This is a genomic window from Patescibacteria group bacterium (assembly GCA_041651155.1).
Taxonomy (GTDB): domain Bacteria; phylum Patescibacteriota; class Patescibacteriia; order CAIXNZ01; family CAIXNZ01; genus JAPLYF01.
This window is the reverse complement of record JBAZJU010000007.1, coordinates 31,291-52,084: the sequence shown is the minus strand read 5'-3', so window position 1 is coordinate 52,084 and position 20,794 is coordinate 31,291. Positions and strand designations below refer to the sequence as shown.

13 protein-coding genes are annotated in these 20,794 nt (G+C 37.0%); 10 read left to right on the top strand and 3 right to left on the bottom strand.

From position 1 onward, the window contains the following. Positions 1 to 172: 172 nt before the first annotated feature. The gene (gene purL / locus WC460_05430) at positions 173 to 5,131 is read right to left on the bottom strand and encodes a phosphoribosylformylglycinamidine synthase (GenBank protein ID MFA5188776.1); all 4,959 of its coding nucleotides are present in this window, start codon (positions 5,129 to 5,131) and stop codon (positions 173 to 175) included. 20 nt (positions 5,132 to 5,151) lie between these two features. Beyond that, a complete protein-coding gene (locus WC460_05425; protein ID MFA5188775.1) occupies positions 5,152 to 5,706 on the bottom strand; it encodes an ATP-binding protein in 555 nt (184 codons plus the stop codon). Between the two features lie 175 nt (positions 5,707 to 5,881). Between WC460_05425 and WC460_05420 the strand changes: the two genes are divergently transcribed. Beyond that, positions 5,882 to 6,850 (top strand): hypothetical protein, encoded by a 969-nt coding sequence (locus WC460_05420; GenBank protein ID MFA5188774.1) that lies wholly within the window; start codon positions 5,882 to 5,884, stop codon positions 6,848 to 6,850. A gap of 61 nt (positions 6,851 to 6,911) precedes the next feature. Here WC460_05420 and WC460_05415 read toward each other — a convergent pair whose 3' ends face one another. Beyond that, positions 6,912 to 7,583, bottom strand: a complete 672-nt coding sequence (locus WC460_05415; protein ID MFA5188773.1) for a formyltransferase family protein — start codon at positions 7,581 to 7,583, stop codon at positions 6,912 to 6,914. A 235-nt stretch (positions 7,584 to 7,818) separates the two neighbouring features. Between WC460_05415 and WC460_05410 the strand changes: the two genes are divergently transcribed. From WC460_05410 to WC460_05370, 9 genes are all read left to right on the top strand, one after another. Beyond that, positions 7,819 to 9,669: a LamG domain-containing protein gene (locus WC460_05410; GenBank protein MFA5188772.1), complete on the top strand. Its 1,851-nt coding sequence runs from the start codon at positions 7,819 to 7,821 to the stop codon at positions 9,667 to 9,669. Positions 9,670 to 9,879: 210 nt separating this feature from the next. Then, positions 9,880 to 10,554: a response regulator transcription factor gene (locus WC460_05405; GenBank protein ID MFA5188771.1), complete on the top strand. Its 675-nt coding sequence runs from the start codon at positions 9,880 to 9,882 to the stop codon at positions 10,552 to 10,554. Between the two features lie 148 nt (positions 10,555 to 10,702). Beyond that, on the top strand, positions 10,703 to 12,343 hold the full coding sequence (locus WC460_05400) for a hypothetical protein (GenBank protein ID MFA5188770.1): 1,641 nt from the start codon (positions 10,703 to 10,705) through the stop codon (positions 12,341 to 12,343). A gap of 140 nt (positions 12,344 to 12,483) precedes the next feature. Continuing rightward, on the top strand, positions 12,484 to 14,625 hold the full coding sequence (locus WC460_05395) for an ATP-binding protein (GenBank protein ID MFA5188769.1): 2,142 nt from the start codon (positions 12,484 to 12,486) through the stop codon (positions 14,623 to 14,625). A 216-nt stretch (positions 14,626 to 14,841) separates the two neighbouring features. Then, complete coding sequence (locus tag WC460_05390; GenBank protein MFA5188768.1) at positions 14,842 to 16,152, top strand: oligosaccharide flippase family protein; 1,311 nt, start codon at positions 14,842 to 14,844, stop codon at positions 16,150 to 16,152. A 9-nt stretch (positions 16,153 to 16,161) separates the two neighbouring features. Further along, positions 16,162 to 17,100 (top strand): glycosyltransferase family 2 protein, encoded by a 939-nt coding sequence (locus WC460_05385; GenBank protein MFA5188767.1) that lies wholly within the window; start codon positions 16,162 to 16,164, stop codon positions 17,098 to 17,100. Positions 17,101 to 17,189: 89 nt separating this feature from the next. Then, positions 17,190 to 18,179: a glycosyltransferase gene (locus tag WC460_05380; protein MFA5188766.1), complete on the top strand. Its 990-nt coding sequence runs from the start codon at positions 17,190 to 17,192 to the stop codon at positions 18,177 to 18,179. Between the two features lie 97 nt (positions 18,180 to 18,276). Next, on the top strand, positions 18,277 to 19,743 hold the full coding sequence (locus WC460_05375) for a radical SAM protein (protein ID MFA5188765.1): 1,467 nt from the start codon (positions 18,277 to 18,279) through the stop codon (positions 19,741 to 19,743). A 6-nt stretch (positions 19,744 to 19,749) separates the two neighbouring features. Further along, complete coding sequence (locus tag WC460_05370; protein MFA5188764.1) at positions 19,750 to 20,787, top strand: glycosyltransferase family 2 protein; 1,038 nt, start codon at positions 19,750 to 19,752, stop codon at positions 20,785 to 20,787. The last annotated feature ends 7 nt before the right edge of the window (positions 20,788 to 20,794 follow it).

Below are 20,794 nucleotides of genomic sequence, written 5' to 3'. Positions count from 1 at the left end.
CAGGCGCTCTTTTGATTGGATTTTACTGTTTAAAAGACGTTCAACTGAACTACAATTAAACAGGGTTTTAAAGAACCACTTTAATCATAATACCATTATAAATTTTGTCAATATAACATTTTGGGGCAAACAAAAAAAGCGGATCTTTGGGATCCGCTCTTTGATTTTATTTTTAACGAACTTTCAAGGTATCACCGTCTAAAGTTATGCCCTTTGGTTTTATAATTACTTTTTTAGCAGTGCCTTGTTTTTCAACATGGCCAGCCTTAATAGCAATAAGATTATTTTTTTCAGCAATGCTTAAAACCGCAGCAACGTCTTTTTCAGGCACAAAGAGCACAAACCCAGCGCCCATATTTAAATTACTGTAAGCTTCCTCATCATTGATTGGTCCATGTTTTTGCAAAAAGTCAAAAATCGGCTGAGGAGTTGGAATTGTTTCAATTACATAGATAAAAGGTTCGCTCGCTCTCATGATTTTGCGCCAGCCATGGCCAGTAATATTTGAAGCATAATGAATATTAATGCCCGCTTTTTGGCAGTCTTCAATAATCGGCACATAAATAATTGTTGGCTCTAAAATTGCTTCGCCAAATGTTATGTTTTCATTATCTAGCGGGGTTAAATAGCCTGCTGGCAATTTTTCAGCAATTTTTCTAGCCAAAGTAATGCCATTAGCATGGATGCCAGAACTTTTAAAAATAATTATAGCATCTCCGTCTTGAATGTTTCCAGTAATAATTTTATCTTTAGGTTTAATAAGGCCTAAGGCAGAACCACTTAATAAAATCGTTTCAGGATTTACAATATCTTTTAACGTTGGAGTCTCTCCGCCACCCCAGGCGCAACGCGCTAAATTGCAGGCTTTTTTCCAGCCTTCAATTAAATTTTGCGACCGTGCCGTGTCATTAAACCAATTGGAATCGCCGACAGCCAAATGCATTTCCAGAGAAATGGGCAAAGCGCCTAAAGTTATCATGTCATTAATTATCATGGCCACTCCATCCTGGGCGATTTTATCAAAATAAAGCTGGCCGGTTAATTTTTGCATGGCTTCAGCTACAATATTTTTTGTACCCAGACCTTCTTCCACATGTGCAAAATAACAATCATCAGCTTCTATCAAATAAGCGCTTTCACCGCGGCTGGCACCGACTTCTTTTAAATTAAAGCGGACAATATTTTTGGCCGTGGCTTTGCTGGCAGTTTGGGCGGCAATTTTAAATGGATCCATGGCGCCATAATTAATGCCAGTTTGGGCATAAGTCATAGTTGGATTATTTGGTTTGCTTTTTGGATTATTTTTTTCCTGAGTATTTTCTTGGCACCATTTATAAGCATTTTGGAACATTTTTAACCAAGGAGAAGCTGGTAGATCTTGCCACTCTTTGGGTAGATAAGGGAATTGCCATTTTAAAAATGATCTTTCAGGGTGCGGCATCATGGCAAAATGACGGCCATCAGGAGAGCACAAGCCTGTAATTCCTTCAGGTGAACCATTGGGATTAAATGGGTAGTTCTCTGTTTTTTGATTTTGATCATCAACAAAATTTAAGGCAACTAGTTTTTGATTTTTAACTTTTTCTAAAATTGTTTCATCAGGAAACTGCAGCCTGCCTTCACCATGAGCCACCCAGGCGCCCAAAACAGTGCCAGCCATGTCTTTTAACATAATAGCCGGGCTATCTTGAACCTGGAGTGTTATCCAGCGTGATTCAAAGCGGCCAGAAGTATTCCTGACAAAACGCGGCTGTTTTTCATCTGCAATCCCTTGCCACGGCACCCAGCCCAAAAGGCCCATTAACTGGCAGCCATTGCATACCCCTAAAGAAAAAGTATCTGCCCGATTATAAAAATCATTAAACATTTTTTTTAATTGGTCAGAAAAGCGGATGGTGCTGGCCCAACCTTTGGCTGAACCTAAAGTGTCAGCATAAGAAAAGCCACCTACAAAAACCACGCCTCTAAAATCAGCTAAATCAGCTCTGTTATTTAGCAAGTCTGTCATGGTTATATCCCAGACTTCAAAGCCAGCCAGATAAAACGCACTGGTCATTTCTCTGTCGCCATTACTGCCTTCTTCGCGGATAATTGCTACTTTTGGTTTATAATTAGAATTTAAAATTTCTGCAGCAGTTGGCAACGGCTCAAAAGTCAATTTATATTCAGGGGATTTCTGGTCATAAGTATTTATTTTTTCCTGATCAGCACAGCGATGATTGGTTTGCATTCTCTCCAATTGATAGCTTGTTTCCTGCCAGACCTGGCGCAAATCTCTCATATCTTGATCCAAAATTACTCGTTGATTATAGCTAATAATGATTTGAGGGTTTGAAATTGTCCTGCCCAAACCATGTGTTAATTCAATCAAATTATATTTTTCAATAATTTCTTTGAATCTTTCTTCTTTTTCTGGGGTTACTTCTACTACTAAACCTAATTCTTCATTGAAATAATATTCAAGGGCAGAAACTCCTGGCCAATCAAAATCTATTTCTAAACCGCAATTGCCAGAGAAGGCCATTTCTAAAAGGGTAGTAATCAGGCCGCCATCTGAACGATCATGGCCTGCTAAAATTACTTTTTCATCTATCATGTCTTGAACTGCAAAAAAAGCTTGTTTTAAAATTTCAGGATCATTAACATCAGGCGCTTGATTGCCGATTTGTTTTAAGGTCTGGGCTAAAGCAGAGCCGCCTAAACGATGTTGGCCCAATCCTAAATCAATCAGCCAAAGACTGCTTTGCCCTGGATTTTTAATATCAGGAGTAATTACTTTATTTATATCAGGCACTGTGGCGTAAGCAGATACAACTAATTGGCTTGGTGATTTCACTATTTCTTGGCCGACTTTGGCAGCCATGCTTAAGCTGTCTTTTCCGCCATCAATGGCAATGCCCAAATCAATCATGATTTCACTTACGGCTTTGGCCGCATCATATAGATTGGCTCCCTCACCTGGCAATTTCGCTGCCCACATCCAATTGCCTGAGCATTTAATATCTTGCAAATTGCTTATTTTTGCCCAAACTATATTGGTTAAAGCCTCAGCCACTGACATTCTTGCGCCGACTTTTGGATCAATCATAATTTTATTAGGCTGTTCACCAATTGAAATAGCTGCGCCTGTTTGGGAAAAATGGCTTTGGGCAATAACTGAGACATCAGCTACAGTCAATTGTAGCGGACCAGCGCATTGTTGTTGCGCAATTAAACCAGTGACGCTGCGGTCAACTTTATGGACTAAAAATCCTTTTGAACCGACTCCAACTAAATGCAAAACATTATTCAGGGCATTTTCAAATGATAAATTCGCAGGAATTTCTAGGGGATTTAAATTTAAGTTAAGGTGTTTGTCTTTAAAAACTTTTTGCGGCATTTTACCTAGGATTTTTTCTAAATCAAGCTCAACTGGTGTTGAATCATTGCTTTCATCATAAACAACAACTTTGCCATCACCGGTTATTTTACCTAAAATTTCATAATCAGCTCTTTCTCTATGGCAAATTTCCTCAAACTGTTTAATCCTTTCGGGTTTAATTAGCAAGGCATCTCGTTCTTGGTATTCAGCTCCCCAAATTTCTAAAACAGACAAGGTCTTGTCACCCAATCTTATTTTTCTGATTTCAATTTTACCGCCCACAGGTTCTATTAATTCAGTTAAAACATTACACGGACCGCCAGCCCCTTGATCATGGATAGAAATGATTGGATTATCATTGCCCATTTCCACACATGCCCTGATCACACGATTCATTTTTTGTTCCATTTCCGCATCGCCTCTTTGGACTGCATTAAAATCAAGCTCAGCCACATTTTCACCCTGGATCATGCTGGAAGCAGAGCCTCCACCCATGCCAATGCGATAAGCAGGTCCGCCAATCTGGACTATAAGCATGCCTGGCTCGGGTTTACGTTTTTCTACATGGCGGGCGTCAATCTGGCCTACGCCGCCGGAAAACATAATTGGTTTTAACCATTCCCGGCGTTCGCTATTAGGCAATATTAAACCAAAAGAGCGGGTAAAGCCCTGGATTAATGGTTCGCCAAATTTATTGCCATAATCGGAAGCGCCATTACTGGCTTGAATTTCAATATTTAATGGCGTAGCCAGATTATCAGGATACATAAATAATTTTTCTTCCCATGGCATGTCATAACCAGGAATTTGCAAATTGCCAACGCAGTAGCCAGCCGTGCCTGCTAAAACCAAAGAGCCGCTGCCAGTCGCATTGACATCACGAATGCGTCCGCCGCCACCTGTTTCAGCGCCAGGGAAAGGCGCAACTCCACTAGGGAAATTATGAGTTTCAGCTGTAAATATAATATGGTAGGTTAATTTTTCTTTTTTGAATTTGGAAAAAAATCCTGGTTTTTCTGGCAGAATAGTTTCTATTTGATAACCTTTAATCGCACTGGAGTTGTCTTTAAAAGCAATGGCGCTATTTTTCGGGTTGGCTTTTAATGGCGCAGAGACTAATTCCATTAAACTCTGCGGCATCTCTTGCTCATCAATTATTAATTTGCCCTTAAAAAACCAATGGCGTGAATGCTCGCTGTTCGCCTGGCCTAATTGAAAACATTCAACATTGGTCGGATTGCGCCCGATTTTATTTACAAAGAGATCATAGTAATAATTAATATCCCAGTCATCCATGCCTAAACCCATTTGCTGATTTATTTTTTTCAAGGCTTCAGGTCCTTGTTCAATTAAAGGCACAACAAAAACAGGTTCTGGCTTTAAACCTGTTTCAAAACTATTTAATTTTTGCTGATACTGAAATTCTGTCATGCGGTCATGATTTTCTCTGACAAATTTATCAGCATCAATATTCTCAGGCAGCTTATAACGCCTTGATCTCTCAACCCTGCTAATACTATCTAGGCCGCATGATTTACAGATGGCCACTGCATTTGTGGAAAAAGCTGTGGCAAAATTTAAGCGTGGTCCCAGCTCTATGACTTGGTCATTAGCTTGATATTCCGACTGATCTTTAATTGAATCTAATATGAAACCATCAGCCAAAAGTTGCTTTAAAACACTTAATTCATTCTCGCTTAATGGCTTTGATGTTTCAACATTAAAACAATATTCAGTTTCTTTATCCCCCTGACCGTATAAATGGTACATAAGCTGATTTAGATTATTTTTTACAGATTATCTAAAATATAACTCAATCTTTTTTCTCGCCAATTTATTGGGAGATTATTCTTGTCTGTTTTATGAACAACAGGCACTTTAATCAAAGGGATATTTAATTTTTGATAAGCTTCCTGCAAATATTTATAGAGTTTAATTTGCCCCTCTGGTGTTTCTGTTCTAGCATAATCTTTTTCTAATGGCCATGATTCAAATAAAAAAACTTTTTTGTAAACTGAATTTCTCACTGCCTCAGCCAGGATAGGATCGTTTTCTAAACCGCACAATTTATAATAAGCCTGGCTGTCAGGGATGCCTCGGTCTAAAAAAATAATTGACTGGGGATCTAATTTTTTTTCAAAATCAATTTTAAACTGCAGAATTTTTCTTTGAAAAGCTAATTCATCTTGTCGTAATTCTTCCAGAGTAATTCCCTTGGCTAGTTGCTCGTCAATATAAACTCTAGCTAATTCGGGCGTAGTCTGAAAGCCTTTTTCCTGCAGCATTTCAATTAAAGTTGTTTTCCCGGAACAAGGCGCTCCGGTCAGCACATACCAATTATTCATACATCTACAGCTTAGCACAAGTGAAAAATTTTTCAACATTCGCAATTTAGTTGACTTATTAAATATATTATAGTTAGATAATAAATAGCAATTGATCTTTCAAAAGTTAAACATTTTAGCCTTGATTGATTAGCCAAGAAACAGCGACTGCCTAGTCTAAGAATAGGAGGAAACTATGACAAAGCAGGACTTTAAGCGATTCCTGATATCGCTGGAAAAAACAATGTTTTTTTTCTTTGATTTTGACAACACTGTTGCCCATACTTTCTTGCACATACCCAATGAGTCAGACAATATCGTGGTAGGCGCTTATGGCCAGGCACTTAACATGATCTGGGAAAAAGATGCCTTTGAGTTGTTGCATTCAGTTAATGGCCTGAAAAACAGAGCGCCTGGAGAACTGATAAGAGCTATTTTGGAACAAGCAGAAAAAGAATTGCCTGGTAGCCGTCAATCTCTGATCACCAAGGCAAAAGCAGCTTTCCATGACAAATTTATGGGGAAACCCATGAATGAAAGGCTCTCTGCTTGCGTGGCTTCTGGCAAGGGATTTCCCTGGATATGGGATGACAAGAAACCCGAACAAACCATTACAGAATTTCTGGTTCGGGCAAAGCTAAATACTCTGCTTGTCAAAATCGGAGAACACTATCCGACCCCCTGTCCAGGCTTTGTGCAATTTTACCAGAAACTGCGCTGCCAGGAACCAGGGAGCTACAATGTCTCTGGGATTATTTCTTCCGGGCACGAGGTCTTTATAAAGCAGACTTTTGCTGCCTGGAAAATCAAATGCCCGTGTCTGCTTCTAACCGACGATGATTTGCGCGGTTCAACTAAGATTGATTATGTGCAGGCAGCCAAGCCAAATCCAATCCTGGTTGATATGCTTTATAGAATTTGGTTGAAAAGCCAGTTTTCTTCATTAGCAGCCAGGCAATTTCAGGAATTCAAAGAAGTTGCTAAGGCCAGGACGATTTATTTTGGCGATGACCTCAACAAAGACGGCGGGTTAGCCAAAAATGCAGGCGTTCGCTTTGGATATTTCAATCCAAATTACGACCCTGAAAAGGGAAATGAAAATGCTGGCTCAGGCAATTTCGTTTTCTATGACTGGAGGCAAGCCATAGAAATACTTGATTTGTAAAAAACCCAAAAAAATAAGCCCCGTACTTTCCGCAATGCGGAATTGTCCGGGGCTTTTCTTTTCATTTTGTTTTGTAGGCTCGGCAGGTCTCAGGGCAAAAAGGAAGTTCTTTGTACCAGGCAGGCACAAGCACTGTCTCTTCCTGATAGCGGATTTGCTCTGTAACTACTAAACCGGTAATGAGCGACTGCCAGCTGTGCTCTATTTTATTCACTCTTTTACTCAGGCTGTCAGCATCATCGTCCTGCCGGATTAAAACCGGGAAATTGAAGAAAAGGGCTTTTGGATCGTCAATGATTGGGGTCGCGAAATGCATACAGACGGCAGAGCTTGTGATCCCGCCTTCTTTAAATGCAGCTGTGACCCGTTCATGCACACTGTGTCCATACCAACTTTTGCCACCAAAGCCAAACACAAGAGCCGGATGGATATTAACAGTGCGCCAGACAGGCAGGCCATAGACAATTTTTATCCAACCAGATAACGATACCCAGCGCGCTCCGTATTTGTTAAAAATCTGCAGATAACCCTCGGCTGTAAAAGGACCGGGCCAGAATTCAAACGGAATGCCGAGTTTGTCAGCCTTCTCTTTCACTCCGCCGTTTTTATGATGAGAAACTACAGCGACAATTTCCGCTGGTAAAACTCCAGTTTTGGAATTTTCCACCAGTTCCTGAAAACCTGAACCGCCTCCTTCTTTTTCGCCCGAAGCGAAGACCAGAAGCTTTTCCATCTTTTCCTCCTTGATTGATATTTTTTACCCGCCAGGCGGAGTTTTTTTTCAAAGAAAGTATAAATCAAAAAATTGTCCCCCCAGACAATTTTTTATGTGCCTTAAACATATTAAAAAACAGATATTTTGTCAATTAAATAAAGGCTTGTAAAAAAGTGAAAAATTTTGCTATAATATAATAAGTTTAAAGCCGATCTTTTTTTATTTAGATTTTGCTATTTGTTATTATAATTCTATGCTTTATCTTTTATTTACAATTTCATATTTGCTAGACATTGTCCTGCTGATTTTGCTGATTTTTTTAGTTTTTAGCGTTGCCCAGGCCATTAAATCATTAGGCCAACAATTAAGTTTTCAGGAAAAACTTAAAATTGCTCCGCAGTTGCTCTTGCAAAAACCTGCAGACTCTTTTGATGATCTGGCGCAGAAAGATAATAAGGGCACGTATGCGGCTTCCTTTCATCAGCATAAAAATGTTAATGGCTTGATGAAAAAAATTATTGGCAGTACTCTTGGATTTTTAGCCATAAAATTAGTCATTGTGAGCTTAATTTTTTTAAATATTCCCAGAGAAGGCGATGCCCAGCCTAAAGTTTATAGCGCTTTATACCAGGCTAAAGAAGCTACTGATTTTGCCAAAGGCAAGTTTAATTTAGCGCAATGGGATGACAACAGTATCACTTTGCAAGCTGGCCAGCTGGCCGGCAGTTATATATCACAGCCAATAGGTTCTGATAAGACGATCAGCCAGTGGAAAAGTCTGAGCTGGGAAATGGATAATAATTATAATCAAAAGCCTGTTTATCCCAAAGGCATTATGGCTATTTGGGATTTTGATTCTTTAGATAATTGCACAGCAGCTGCTTACGCTAAGTATAAATGTCAGAACAACTTAGTCGGACTAACAAGGGGAATCTATAATTCTAATGCCTATAAATTTGATGGTTATAAATCAATGGTAAAGATTCCCCAGAATATTACTTTTACGGGTTCTTTTACGATTGGCGCCTGGATCCAGCCCAGCGTCAATACCCTCAACGGCAGCGAAGATCAGAATTTTGCTATTTTTACAAAAGCTTATGGAGACTATGCTGATAAAAAGCCTTATGAATTAAAATATAATCTTTTTTTTGGTTTTAAAAATGGCTCTTTATCTTTGATGTATTGGCCTGATGGAAATAAAGAACACTGGGTGATTGGCCAAAATAATAAATTTAATTTTGAGAAAGGTTCTTGGTATCACGTGGCTGCGGTTTATGATGATAAAGCCAAAACCATAAAAATCTATATTAACGGAATTGAGTGTACAAATATCTCACAAAATTATGATGGCGCCGCCATAAAATTATCGCCGAAACTCAGTCTAGATAATTTTCCTAGCTGGTTAGGCTGTGTTGGCTATCGCTGGCAGGATAAAGAAGAAAAAATGCTTAATGTTTTCAAGGGCGATATGGACGAGGTTTTTTTGGCCAATGCCGCGTTTGGGCTAATGGACATTAGAAAATTAGTTAATCAATCAGGTGAGATTATGTTTCAAGTCAGGACCGGAGATAAATTGCCGTTGCAAGGTGATTTTTGGGGTCCCAAGGGCGACAGGACAGCTTTTTTTACCAGTCCAAAAAATAATGATTTAGCATTTTTAAACCAGAGCCGGTATTTACAGTATATTATTTATTTATATCGGCCCAATACGAATTTTGAACCCAAAGTCACTGACGTTAATGTAGAATATTTTACAACGGAAGAAAATAATATTCAGGCTTCATTGCAAGCTGACAATTCTGCTGGCCAGCCATCTTCCCAGCTTTTTGAGCGCGATTTTGAGAAAGAAAGGCAAGCGATTGATTTGTTTATACAGTTTTTCAAAACAAAACCCGCAAGCGATCTTGATTGGCAGTTCGTTAATATGGTAGCTTATAATCAAGCTGAGGAACGAGACTTAACCAAAGAAGCCATTGCCATCCGTGCTTTTGCAAATTATATGAAGCGGTTGCCTACTTCTAATTTAGACTGGGGCATAGTAAAAGCTTTGGCTTATAATGATAAGGGCACGATATTACTGATGAAATGGCTAAAATTAAAATAATTTAATTAGATGAAAAAGGGGGTATTTCTTAGACTCTCTTTTTATATTGTTAATTTTTAATTAAGGAAAATTTAATCTATATTTAATCGGCTAATAGTTATTATAAACTCAAATAATTCTTAATATTTAGACGTAATTTTTTTGCAATTCATTAAGATTTGTAATATTTCATAAAAAAAGCTAATCTATAAGCACATTAATATTAAAATTATGAGGATATTAATTATAGAGGATGAAAAGGATATTGCCAGTTTTCTTAAAAAGGGCTTGCAAGCAGAGCACTTTGCAGTTGACTGCGCCAATAATGGCAAAGACGGGATTTATTGCGCCTTAATAAATGACTATGATTTGGTAGTTTTGGATTTAAGATTGCCAGATATTTATGGTTTGGAGGTTTTTAAGAAAATCAGGGAAACAAAGCCTGAACTGCCAGTGATTATTTTGACAGTAGAAAATGAAATCAAAAAAAAGGTTGAAGCCTTTGACCTGGGCGCCAATGATTATTTAACTAAGCCTTTTGCCATAGAAGAATTAATTGCCAGAATAAGGGCATTGATGAATCGGGGCAAATATTACCAGACTGGCACTAAATTGAAAATCGCTGATTTGGAAATGGATTTAAAAACGCACGAAATTAAAAGAGATGATAAAAAAATAGATTTAAGGCATAGAGAATTTGACCTGTTAGAATATTTAATGAGAAATCCCAATGTGGTTTTAACCCGCAGTATGATCTTAGAGCATGTTTGGGACATGAATATAGATCCATTTACCAACACAGTGGATGTCCATGTGCGTTATTTAAGAAAAAAAATAGACGACGGATTTAAAAAGAAATTGATTAAAACGATTCACGGCAGCGGCTATAAGATTTCGGAAGAATAATGTTTTAATTTATTTTTAATTTGGATTTAATAAAGCTTTAACACCACGTTAAAGTTTTTTTAATTTTAAATACATTATCCTTTAATAAAAGGGGGAGTTTTTTATTTGCGAATGTTCTTTAAATTTCCAAACAAGAAAGGAGAGTCAGATGTCAATCTGGGTTATGAAAGAAAATGCAAAGCCAGAAGAATTGCTTATGATTCGTTTGGCTACGCAGGAGGATTTACAGCAGGCAAATTGCATCCTGATTAGAGATGCAACGCTTGCAGATATACCTGCTATGATCGTAGCTGAACATAAATCCTGGCCAAAAGAAAGCCAGCGCGCGACCACCGAAATATTGGTATCTCGGATGAAAATCTTCCCAGAAGGGGTGAAAATTGCTGTTAAAGGCAACGAGGTTCTAGGGATTGCTTCAGCTCTGCTGGAAGATTATTCTTGGGAAAACCAACCAAAAAGTTATTTTGAGCGAACTGATAATGGGCTAATTAGAAACCACGATCCCATGGGCGATACGCTGTCAGGCACAAATATAGGAGTAATTCCAGATGCGCCACCCAATGTCGCCACTGCATTAATGCAGGCATATATGGCACTGGCCATAAAAAAGGGATTGTCTTTTGCCCTTAGTTCGCCTCGATTGCCCGGCTACCATAAGGTTAAAAACAAAATGACCGCAAAAGAATATGCCTTTGCCACAGATGAAAAAGGCAGGCCGCTAGATCCTGTGATTCGATTGCATACCAACATGGGGTTGGAGCTGGTAGATGTTCTGGAGAATTATTACCCTGACGAAGAAAGCTGCAATTGCGCGGCAATTGTTAAGTGGAAAAATCCTCTTCTGCCTTACTACCTAACCAAAGTCTTTAACCATTTCAGCCGGAAAAATGAGACGCATATGATTTTTGCCTTCCCTGGCGGATGTTACTGGGCAAAAAGCGCTCAAGGCGGCTGCACTATGTGCGGCTTTCAGCGTGGTTTAGACCAATTTTGGGGGATAGCCAAAATGATGGGAATCAATTTAACCGACTTCGTCAGTATTTTTGAGAGGGCCTTGCTTCACCTCAAAGATACGAGCTGCCTTGATCTTTTCACTGGTGGCAGTTTTTGGGAGATTCCCGACCACATCATGGCTTCGCTATTCAAACGTCTAAATCAGATTGGTCAGATTAAAGAGGTAATGATTGAATCTCGTCCAGAATTCGTCACGGGTGAAAACGTCCAGAAGCTAAAAGCAATGGCTAGGCCTGGTCTAACTCTAAAGGTGGCCATTGGATTGGAAACTGTTAGCGATCAGATCAGAGAAAAGAATATCAACAAGGGTTTTTCTCTGCGGGACTATCAGAAGGCAGTTAAACTCTTAGAAAATGAAGGAGTAATACCCTGCACGTATGTTCTGCTTAAACCGCTCGGTTTATCTGAAAAAGAAGCCATTGCTGAAACCATAAAGACGGTTGAATGGGCAAGCAACAATGGCTCAAAATTAACCTTGTTGCAGGTAGCATTTATTCAAGAGGGAACAGAGCTGGCAAAAATCTACAAAAAAGGCGAGTATCGTCCGCCCTGGCTCTGGAGCGTGCTGGATATACTGTCACGGCTATCTCAAAAATATCCTGTTTCTCTTGGGCACTTTGACGATTATCCACCGCCAATTGCCATTACACACAATTGTGGCCAGTGCGATAAGGAGATCAATTTGATCCTTGAAAAATATCGCCAAACCAATCTTTTGCCCGTCCAATTTCCTGAATGTGATTGCTACCAGACATGGCAAAATGAAGTTAAGTGAAATTAAAATTTAAAATTGAGGGGGACAATTTTGTCTCTCTTTTTTTTGGCAAAATTTTTAGATTTTTTCAAAAAATTATGCAGATCTTGTTTTATTGGCATGATAACGTTAAAATTATATAAAAGAATGTTAATTTTTATATGATGCTAAATCTAATTTTTTTAATTATAGTAATCATGCTGGCGTTATTGGGTGTTCTGGTAGTGCGCGATAAGCCAAAAGAAAAGATAAATAGATCTTTTTTTATTTTGGTTATTTTTATAATTGTATGGTTAGTGTTTAATTATTTAGAAAATGCGCCTTTAGGTCTAAGATGGAATAATTTATTTTTAAAGCTTGATTTTTCTTTTGGTCCATTGCTTGCTTATTTTTTTCTGCTTTTTGCTTTAAATTTTCCTGAAAGTAAAAAATATAAATATTTTACGAAAATATTATTTTTGCCCATAGCTATCTTGGCCTTTTTAAGTTTTTTTACCCCATATATCATTAAAGATGTTCATTTATCCAATGGCCGATTATTATTTGAAGATGGTTCTTTATTTGTCGGAGATGTTATTGTTACTTTAATTTATTTTGGCATGGGCTTCATCAAATGGGTATTAAATTATAAAAAGTTGAAAGCAAGAAAAAAGATGCAGCTGCTGTGTGTATTTTTGGGAGCTCTAATTTCAGTGACGCTTACTTTGTTCGTCAATATTTTTTTGCAAAAAATTGTAAATATCCAATATTTTCGATTGGCAAATTTCAGCACGGTTTTTTTTGTCGCTTTTACTGCGTATGCAATTTTAAGGCACCAATTATTTGATATTAGAAAAGCAATCCAAATCACGATTTTATACGGCATAGCTTTTTCTTTCTTTTTAGCAGTTTACACTTCGCTGATCTACATATTTGGTCAATTTTTTGCTCTCATGATTACACCAGCTTTAAGTTCAATTATTTCGGCAAGTTTAATGCTGTTATTATACCCCAATTTTAAATTATTTTTTCAAAAAAAGACTGATAAATTTTTTTACCGCTATCCATATGATCCCCGTGTTGTGTTGAAAGAAATCAGTGATAATTGCAATCACAAATTTGATTTTGATGAATTTTTCGATTGTTTCGTTAATATTATAGAAAACAGAGTTAAGATAAATAAAATTTTGCTGGTTGTCTTAAATGAAAAACGCGAGCCGATGATAATCAAAAACCATAATTTTAACAGGAAAATGTCCTATTTTATTAAATCTACTAAATGTCCGAAACAGATTCTTGATTATTTTAATAAGTATAAATATCCTGTACCATTGCAAAATAAATCCAATGAATTGGAAAAACTTATTGCCAATGATAAGCAAATTGAGTGGCGCAATGAATTATTAAAAAAAAGCGCGGTCACTCTTATTTTGCCGGTCTATAAAAAGAATAATTTGATTGCCTTTTTTTTCTTTGGCCCTAAACTTTCGCAAGAAATTTATTATCCGCAGGATCTGCAGATTTTTGAAGGTCTGATTAACCATCTCAGCTTAACTTTTGAAAACATTTTTCTTTATACCGAGCTGAAAAAATATTCAAAAAATCTGGAAGAAAAGGTTATGAGGCGCACGCGCCAATTAGAAGATCTCAATGAAAATCAAGCTTTATTTATGGCTGATATTTATCATGAGCTGCAGACTCCGCTGGCAGTTTTAAAAGGTAATTTGAGTTTGATGAGCAATCGAAGGCTGAATGAATTTGAAACTGACAAAGCATTTGTCAGGATGGACAGATCGGTTGACAGGCTTTCAAATTTGATTAAAGATTTGATTTTTTTATCAAAGGCTGATGTGGGCAAAGTTGAGCTAAAAAAAGATAATATAAATTTCAGCGAGCTAACTTTAAATATGTTTGATGATTCTTTAATTTTGGCTGAAGACAAGGGCATTGAATTGCTCGCTGATATTGAAAAGAATATTTTTATCAATGCAGATCGTGAGAAAATAAAAAGTCTTTTATTTAATCTGGTCAGCAATGCCTTAAAATTTACGCCTGCAGGAAAAATTATTAAAATCAACCTTTCTCAGGATGGGCAAAAAGTTTATTTTCAGATCGCGGATCAGGGCATTGGCATTGCAGAAAAGGATTTACCCAATCTTTTTTCGCGTTTTTACAGGATTGATCATTCAAATGAGGAAAAGGGCAGCGGACTTGGCTTGGCAATCTGTAAATGGATTGTCCAGGCTCATGGCGGAGAGATCAACGTAAAAAGCGAATTAGGCCAAGGGAGTATTTTTAAAGTGAGCTTGCCTTTATATTTTTAATTATTATCCTTAAAGGAACAGCCGGCTCCAACAGATCGGTTTTAAAACGTTGTTTGAATACAATGTTTTTTTATTTTTTAAGGTAAGGGGTCTGTTACGTTTTTTTAGAAAATTTTAATAAATACATTACATCGTCTTAATCTTCTTGGCGTAAAATAAGGTCATTACTCTGGATTAATTTTTTTTAGAATTTTTATTACGAATTAACAGCCACTAATGCCTTTAGGGCGCTTATTACATAATAAGTTTATTAGAAATAGCTTTATTTTGATCTTTGGCAATATTGCCGCTGGATTTTTAGGCTATATTTTTCAGCTTTTAGTCTCGCGTAAATTGACCATAACAGGCTATGGGGAGCTGCAATCTTTAACCTCGTTGATCAGTATTTTGGCCGTACCGGGCGCGGCGATTAGCTTTTTCACAATTAAACACTCAGCCGAGTATTTTACCAAAAATGATTACCCGGGCAATTATGCGTTTTATAACTGGTTAAGGCTGAAGATTTATAAAATAGCCGTTATTTTGACAGCGATTTTTCTTTTGTTCTCCCCGTTATTAATGAGATATTTGCATTTAAGCAGTTACGCAAATTTGTTTTTAACCTGGCTGGGAGTTTTTTTCAGCTTATTGATAGTTATAAAAACAGGAGTTTTATACGGCTGGCAGGATTTTAAGCATCTCAGCTTGAATTCAATCTTGAGCGCTTCTGTAAAATTATTTGTCGGTGTTTTATTAGTCCAGTTTGTCGCCAGTGTTTTTTCAGCTTTGCTGGGAATTGTGGCAGCCGGCATATTTAGTTTTTTATTTTTAAAGATTTTTTTAAAGAAAGAAAAATATTATGGAAATCCGCCAGACAAGAGGGCAGACGGTTTTTCAGACCAGGCGTTAAAAAAGGAAATAAAAAGCTTAATTCTGCCGATCCTATTTTTTACATTTTTAATTTCCATGCTTAGTTCTGTTGATATGCTGATGGTGAAAAACTTATTAAAACCTGAAGCGGCGGGGTTTTATGGCGCGTTTAATATCCTGGGGAAAATAATCTTTTGGGCCAGTTCATCTGTAGTTGCCGTTGTCTTGCCCTTAGCCTGCGCGCAAAATAGCCAAAATAAAAAACTTGACAACAAAACATTATTTTATGCCAATGCCCTAATTTTTATTATATGCTTAAGCGGCTTAGCAATTTATTATTATTTCCCCACTCTGATTGTTAGCTTGCTTTATGGCGCAAAATATCTGCCAATGGCTCATAATCTCTGGGTATTTGCCCTTATTTCGCTGTCATTGTCGCTTTTGAGCCTGGAAGCGAATTTAGCTTATTCCAGGAATGATTTCAAAATTAATTATATTTTATCAGCCGTTGTCATCTTGGAAATGATTTTAATATCCCGTTTTCACCAGACAATTTTTGCCATAGCCATTTCTATTTTTTGTTCCCAAATATTCGGCTATTTGTTGAGCCTGCTTTATAATGCTTTTTCCGTAAAAAAATGCCAAAAATTGCAGCCAGCGGAAATTCCCCCTCTTTAATCAAAAAATATGCAAAAAACGATTTCTTTAATTGTCCCGGTTTATAACGAAGAAAGGAATATTCCCTTGCTCTATGATCGGCTGAAAAAAGTTTTAGGACGCTGTCCTTTTAATTATGAGATATTATTTGTCAATGACGGCAGCAATGACTGTTCCGCGAGCGAATTAAAAAAAATTTCTGTTCTGGATAATAAAGTGAAGGTCATAGAATTTTCCCGCAATTTTGGCAAGGAAATAGCTTTGACAGCGGGGCTGCATAATTGTTTTGGCGATTGCGCCATTATGTTGGATGCGGATTTTCAGCATCCGCTGGAATTAATACCCGAATTTATTGCTAAGTGGGAAAATGGCGCAGAAGTAGTTGTGGGAGTCAGATCAAATAGTAGTGAAAAATTTATAAAAAAATATGGCTCTCTTGTTTTTTATAAAATAATGAGCAGAATTTCTGAGACCGAGCTTTTATCGGGTGCTACTGATTTTCGCTTATTGGACAAAGCAGTAATCTCTGAATTCAGGCGTTTTACAGAAAAAAATCGTCTGACCAGAGGACTGATAGCCTGGCTGGGGTTTAAAAGAGATTTTGTTTATTTTAATGCGCAACCGCGGATAAATGGCGTGCCTGGCTATGGCACTTTAAAACTAGTAAAGCTGGCCATGTCTAGCATTGTTTCTTTAAGCTTGTTCCCTTTGAAAATTGCAGGTTATTTGGGCATCTTTATTACTTTGGTTTCTGGGATAATGGGACTTTTTATAGTTTTGGAAAAATATATTTTTAATGATCCGTGGCGAATGAATTTCACCGGTTCGGCAATCTTAGCGGTTATTATTTTATTTTTGGTGGGTATTATTTTAAGCTGTCTGGGCTTAATCGCCTTATATATCGCTCATATTCACAGCGAAGTAATTAATCGTCCGATTTATGTCATCAGAAAAAGAGAAAACTTTTAAGGATACGAATCTACTAATCTGCTGCCAATCTACTAATTGGTTAAAATATAATTTGAGGGTTTGCAGAAAATTAAATATTTTGTAACTTCATGGATACGAAAAAAATAAAATTTAGTTTTATCATTCCAGTTAAGGAAATAAATGGATATGTCAGGGAATCAATCTCAAAAATCCTTGAGATCAAAAGAGATGATTATGAAGTAATTATTTATCCAGATGAAATTAATTCAGAATTTTGGCCCAAGACCAGGCAGATAAAAACCGGTAATGTCGGGCCTGCGCAAAAAAGAAGCCAGGCCATAAAAGATGCCTTGGGTGAAATTTTATGTTTTATTGATGACGATGCCTACCCTAATCATGATTTTTTAGCCAAGCTCGATTCTGATTTTAAGGAAACTGGTCTTGTCGCTGTTGGCGGTCCTGCGATTACTCCTGTTGATGATAACTTTTGGCAAAAAGTTTCAGGTTCAATATTTTTGAGCAAAGTAGCTGGTGGTTTTCCGGAAAGATATCGTTCTGTCGGGGTAAAGCGATATATTGATGACTGGCCAAGCGTTAATCTATCAGTCAGAAAAGAAGCATTTATTAAAGTTGGCGGCTTTGACTGCGCTTATTGGCCGGGTGAAGACACAAAGTTTTGCCTAGATTTGGTGGAGAAATTTAAAGACAAAATTTTGTATGATCCGGAATTAATTGTCTGGCATCATCGTAGGCAAGGCCTGTTTAAGCATTTGAAGCAAATAGGCAATTATGGCTTACACCGCGGTTTTTTTGCCAAGAAGTTTCCCCGGACATCATTTAGGCTCAAATACTTTTTGCCCAGTTTTTTTCTGGCCTATGTAGCTTTAGGCATATTCGCAAGTTTACTTTTTAGTCAGTTCATAAAGATTTATTTTTTTGGCTGGCTGGTTTATTTGAGCGCGTTAATTTTTGCCGCTTGGGAAATTTATAAACATGAAAAAAATATTTTAATTATATTAAATTCACTGTACTATATTTTTTTTACTCATTTAATTTATGGCTTGAAATTTATCCAGGGTTTTATTTTTGTTAAAGAATTACAAAGCAAATTACGATAAAAATAAAATTTAAAACAATAAAAGTTTGATATTTCAATTTTGAGCTTTAAATTTATTTTTGACTTTTGAATCTTGGTATTTATCATCTCCTATATTTATGAAGGTCTCCATATCATTTCCACCATTGGTATCAGATAAGGGCACTCCGCTTTTAACCCAGAATCGCCAGTTCCAATGGTTTAACAGCCCGACTTATATTTATCCCATGGTCCCTGCTTATGCGGCCACGCTTTTAAAGCAAAATGGCTATGAGGTTTTTTGGGATGACGCGATTGCGGAAAATTTAACTTATGAACAATGGCAAACAAGAATTATAGAAGAAAGGCCAGATCTTATCGCTATTGAAACTAAAACCCCAGTGATTAAACGTCACTGGCAGATTATTAATGAACTTAAAGAATTAAGTTTGAAAATTGAAAATTGGGAATTGAAAATTGTTCTCATGGGCGATCACGTGACAGCCTTGCCTAAAGAATCCCTGTTGAATTCTCAAGTTAATTTTGTTATTCAGGGCGGAGATTATGATTTTATTCTGTTAAATTTAGTGAATTATCTTGAAGGCAGGGAAAAATTAAAAGGTGGCCTTTGGTCTCGCCAAAACAATGAAATAAAAAACAGCGGCTTATATAGTTTGCGGGACAATTCTTTGGACGACTTGCCAATGATTGATCGCCATTTAACAAAGTGGAAGCTTTATGCTTATAAAAATGGCAATTATAAATATACCCCCGGCTCCTATATGATGAGCGCCCGCGACTGCTGGTGGGGACGCTGTACTTTTTGTTCCTGGACAACCATGTTTCCCGGAAATAGCTGCCGCTCCCGTTTGGCTGCCAAGGCCTTGGACGAAGTCGGCTTATTAATTGATTTAGGCGTCAAAGAAATTATGGAAGATTCCGGCACTTTGCCGATCGGATCTTGGCTGGAAGAATTTTGCCAGGGCATGATTGAGCGCGGCTATCATAAAAAAGTGAAAATTGATTGTAATATGCGAATAAATGCCATCTCTGATTTAAAAACCTGGCAATTAATGAAAAAAGCCGGTTTTCGCCTGGTACTTTTCGGCTTGGAATCAGCTAACCAAAAAACCCTGAAAAGAATTAATAAAAATTTAAGAGTTGATGAAATTGAAACAAATCTAAAATTATGCAAGCAAGCCGGCTTGGAACCGCATATTACGGCTATGGTCGGCTATCCATGGGAAAGCAAAGCAGACGCGCAAAAAACCATTGAATTAGCGAAAAATTTATTTAAAAAGAGCTATGTTGATACTTTGCAGGCAACAATTGTCATCCCCTATCCCGGCACGCCCCTTTATGATTATTGTTTAAAAAACAATCTCTTGAATTTTACTGATTATGAACGCTTTGATCAAAGGGAGCAGGTAATGAAGTCAGGTTTAACTTCTGAAGAAGTTAAAAAAATGACTCAGGATTTGTATAAATCATTTTTATCGCCAATATTTATAATTAAAAAAATTGCAAGTATCCGTTCTCTGGCTCAATTAAAATTTCTTTATAACGCGGGGATTAAAGTTTTAGCGCACTTAAACGATTTTAAATAATATAACATGGAAAATTATTTACCGACAATTAGCGTTTGCATGGCAACTTTAAATGCTGAAATACCTTTGCAGGAATGCTTAGAAAGATTATTTAAGCAGAATTATCCAATGGAAAAGATTGAATTAATAGTCGGCGATGGCAATTCTGCTGACAAAACCAGGGAAATAATAAAAAATTATGATGGTCAAATATATGATAACCCTTTAAAGACTGGCGAGTCTGGCAAGGCCGTGGCAATTAAATTTGCCAAGCATGATTTAATTTTAATTCTTGATTCCGATAATTATTTGCCTGATAGAAATTGGTTAAGTAAAATGGTGGAACCATTTGAAGATGCGCAGATAAAACTGGCTGAGCCGATTTTATATACTTGGCGAAAAGAAGGCGGGTGTATTGAACGTTATTGCGCGCTAATCGGCATGAATGATCCTCTTTGTTTATTTTTGGGTAATTATGACCGCTGGAATTTCTTAACGCAAAAATGGACAGAAGTTAAGCATAAAGAAGCTGATATTGGTAATTATTTAAAAATAAAATTGACAGCTAATGGCTTACCCACGGTCGGTGCTAATGGCACGATTTTTCGCCGGGAATTTTTACAAAATTTTAATAACTCCAACTATTTATTTGACATTGATGTAATCGCCAATGAATTTAAAATTAATGGACACATTTTTATCGCCAAGGTTAAAACGGGCATTATTCATACTTTTTGCGAAAATGATTTCAAAAAATTCATTAGAAAGCAAAAAAGGCGGATTAAAGATTATATTTATCATAAAAAAAATAAATCCAGAACTTTTGATTGGGATCAATTTGAAATCAGCGGCCGTTCTTCCTTAGGTTTATATAAATTTATTATTTATACCATATTAACTTTCCCGCTTTTATTTCAGGCGCTTAAAGGTTTTTATAAAAAAAGGGATTGGGCCTGGTTTTTCCATATCCCTGCCTGTTGGGCAACTCTAATTATCTATAGCTGGGGAAAATTTGTCGGGATATTTAATCAGGGTGAATTTAATCGTAATAATTGGAAACAATAAATATAAA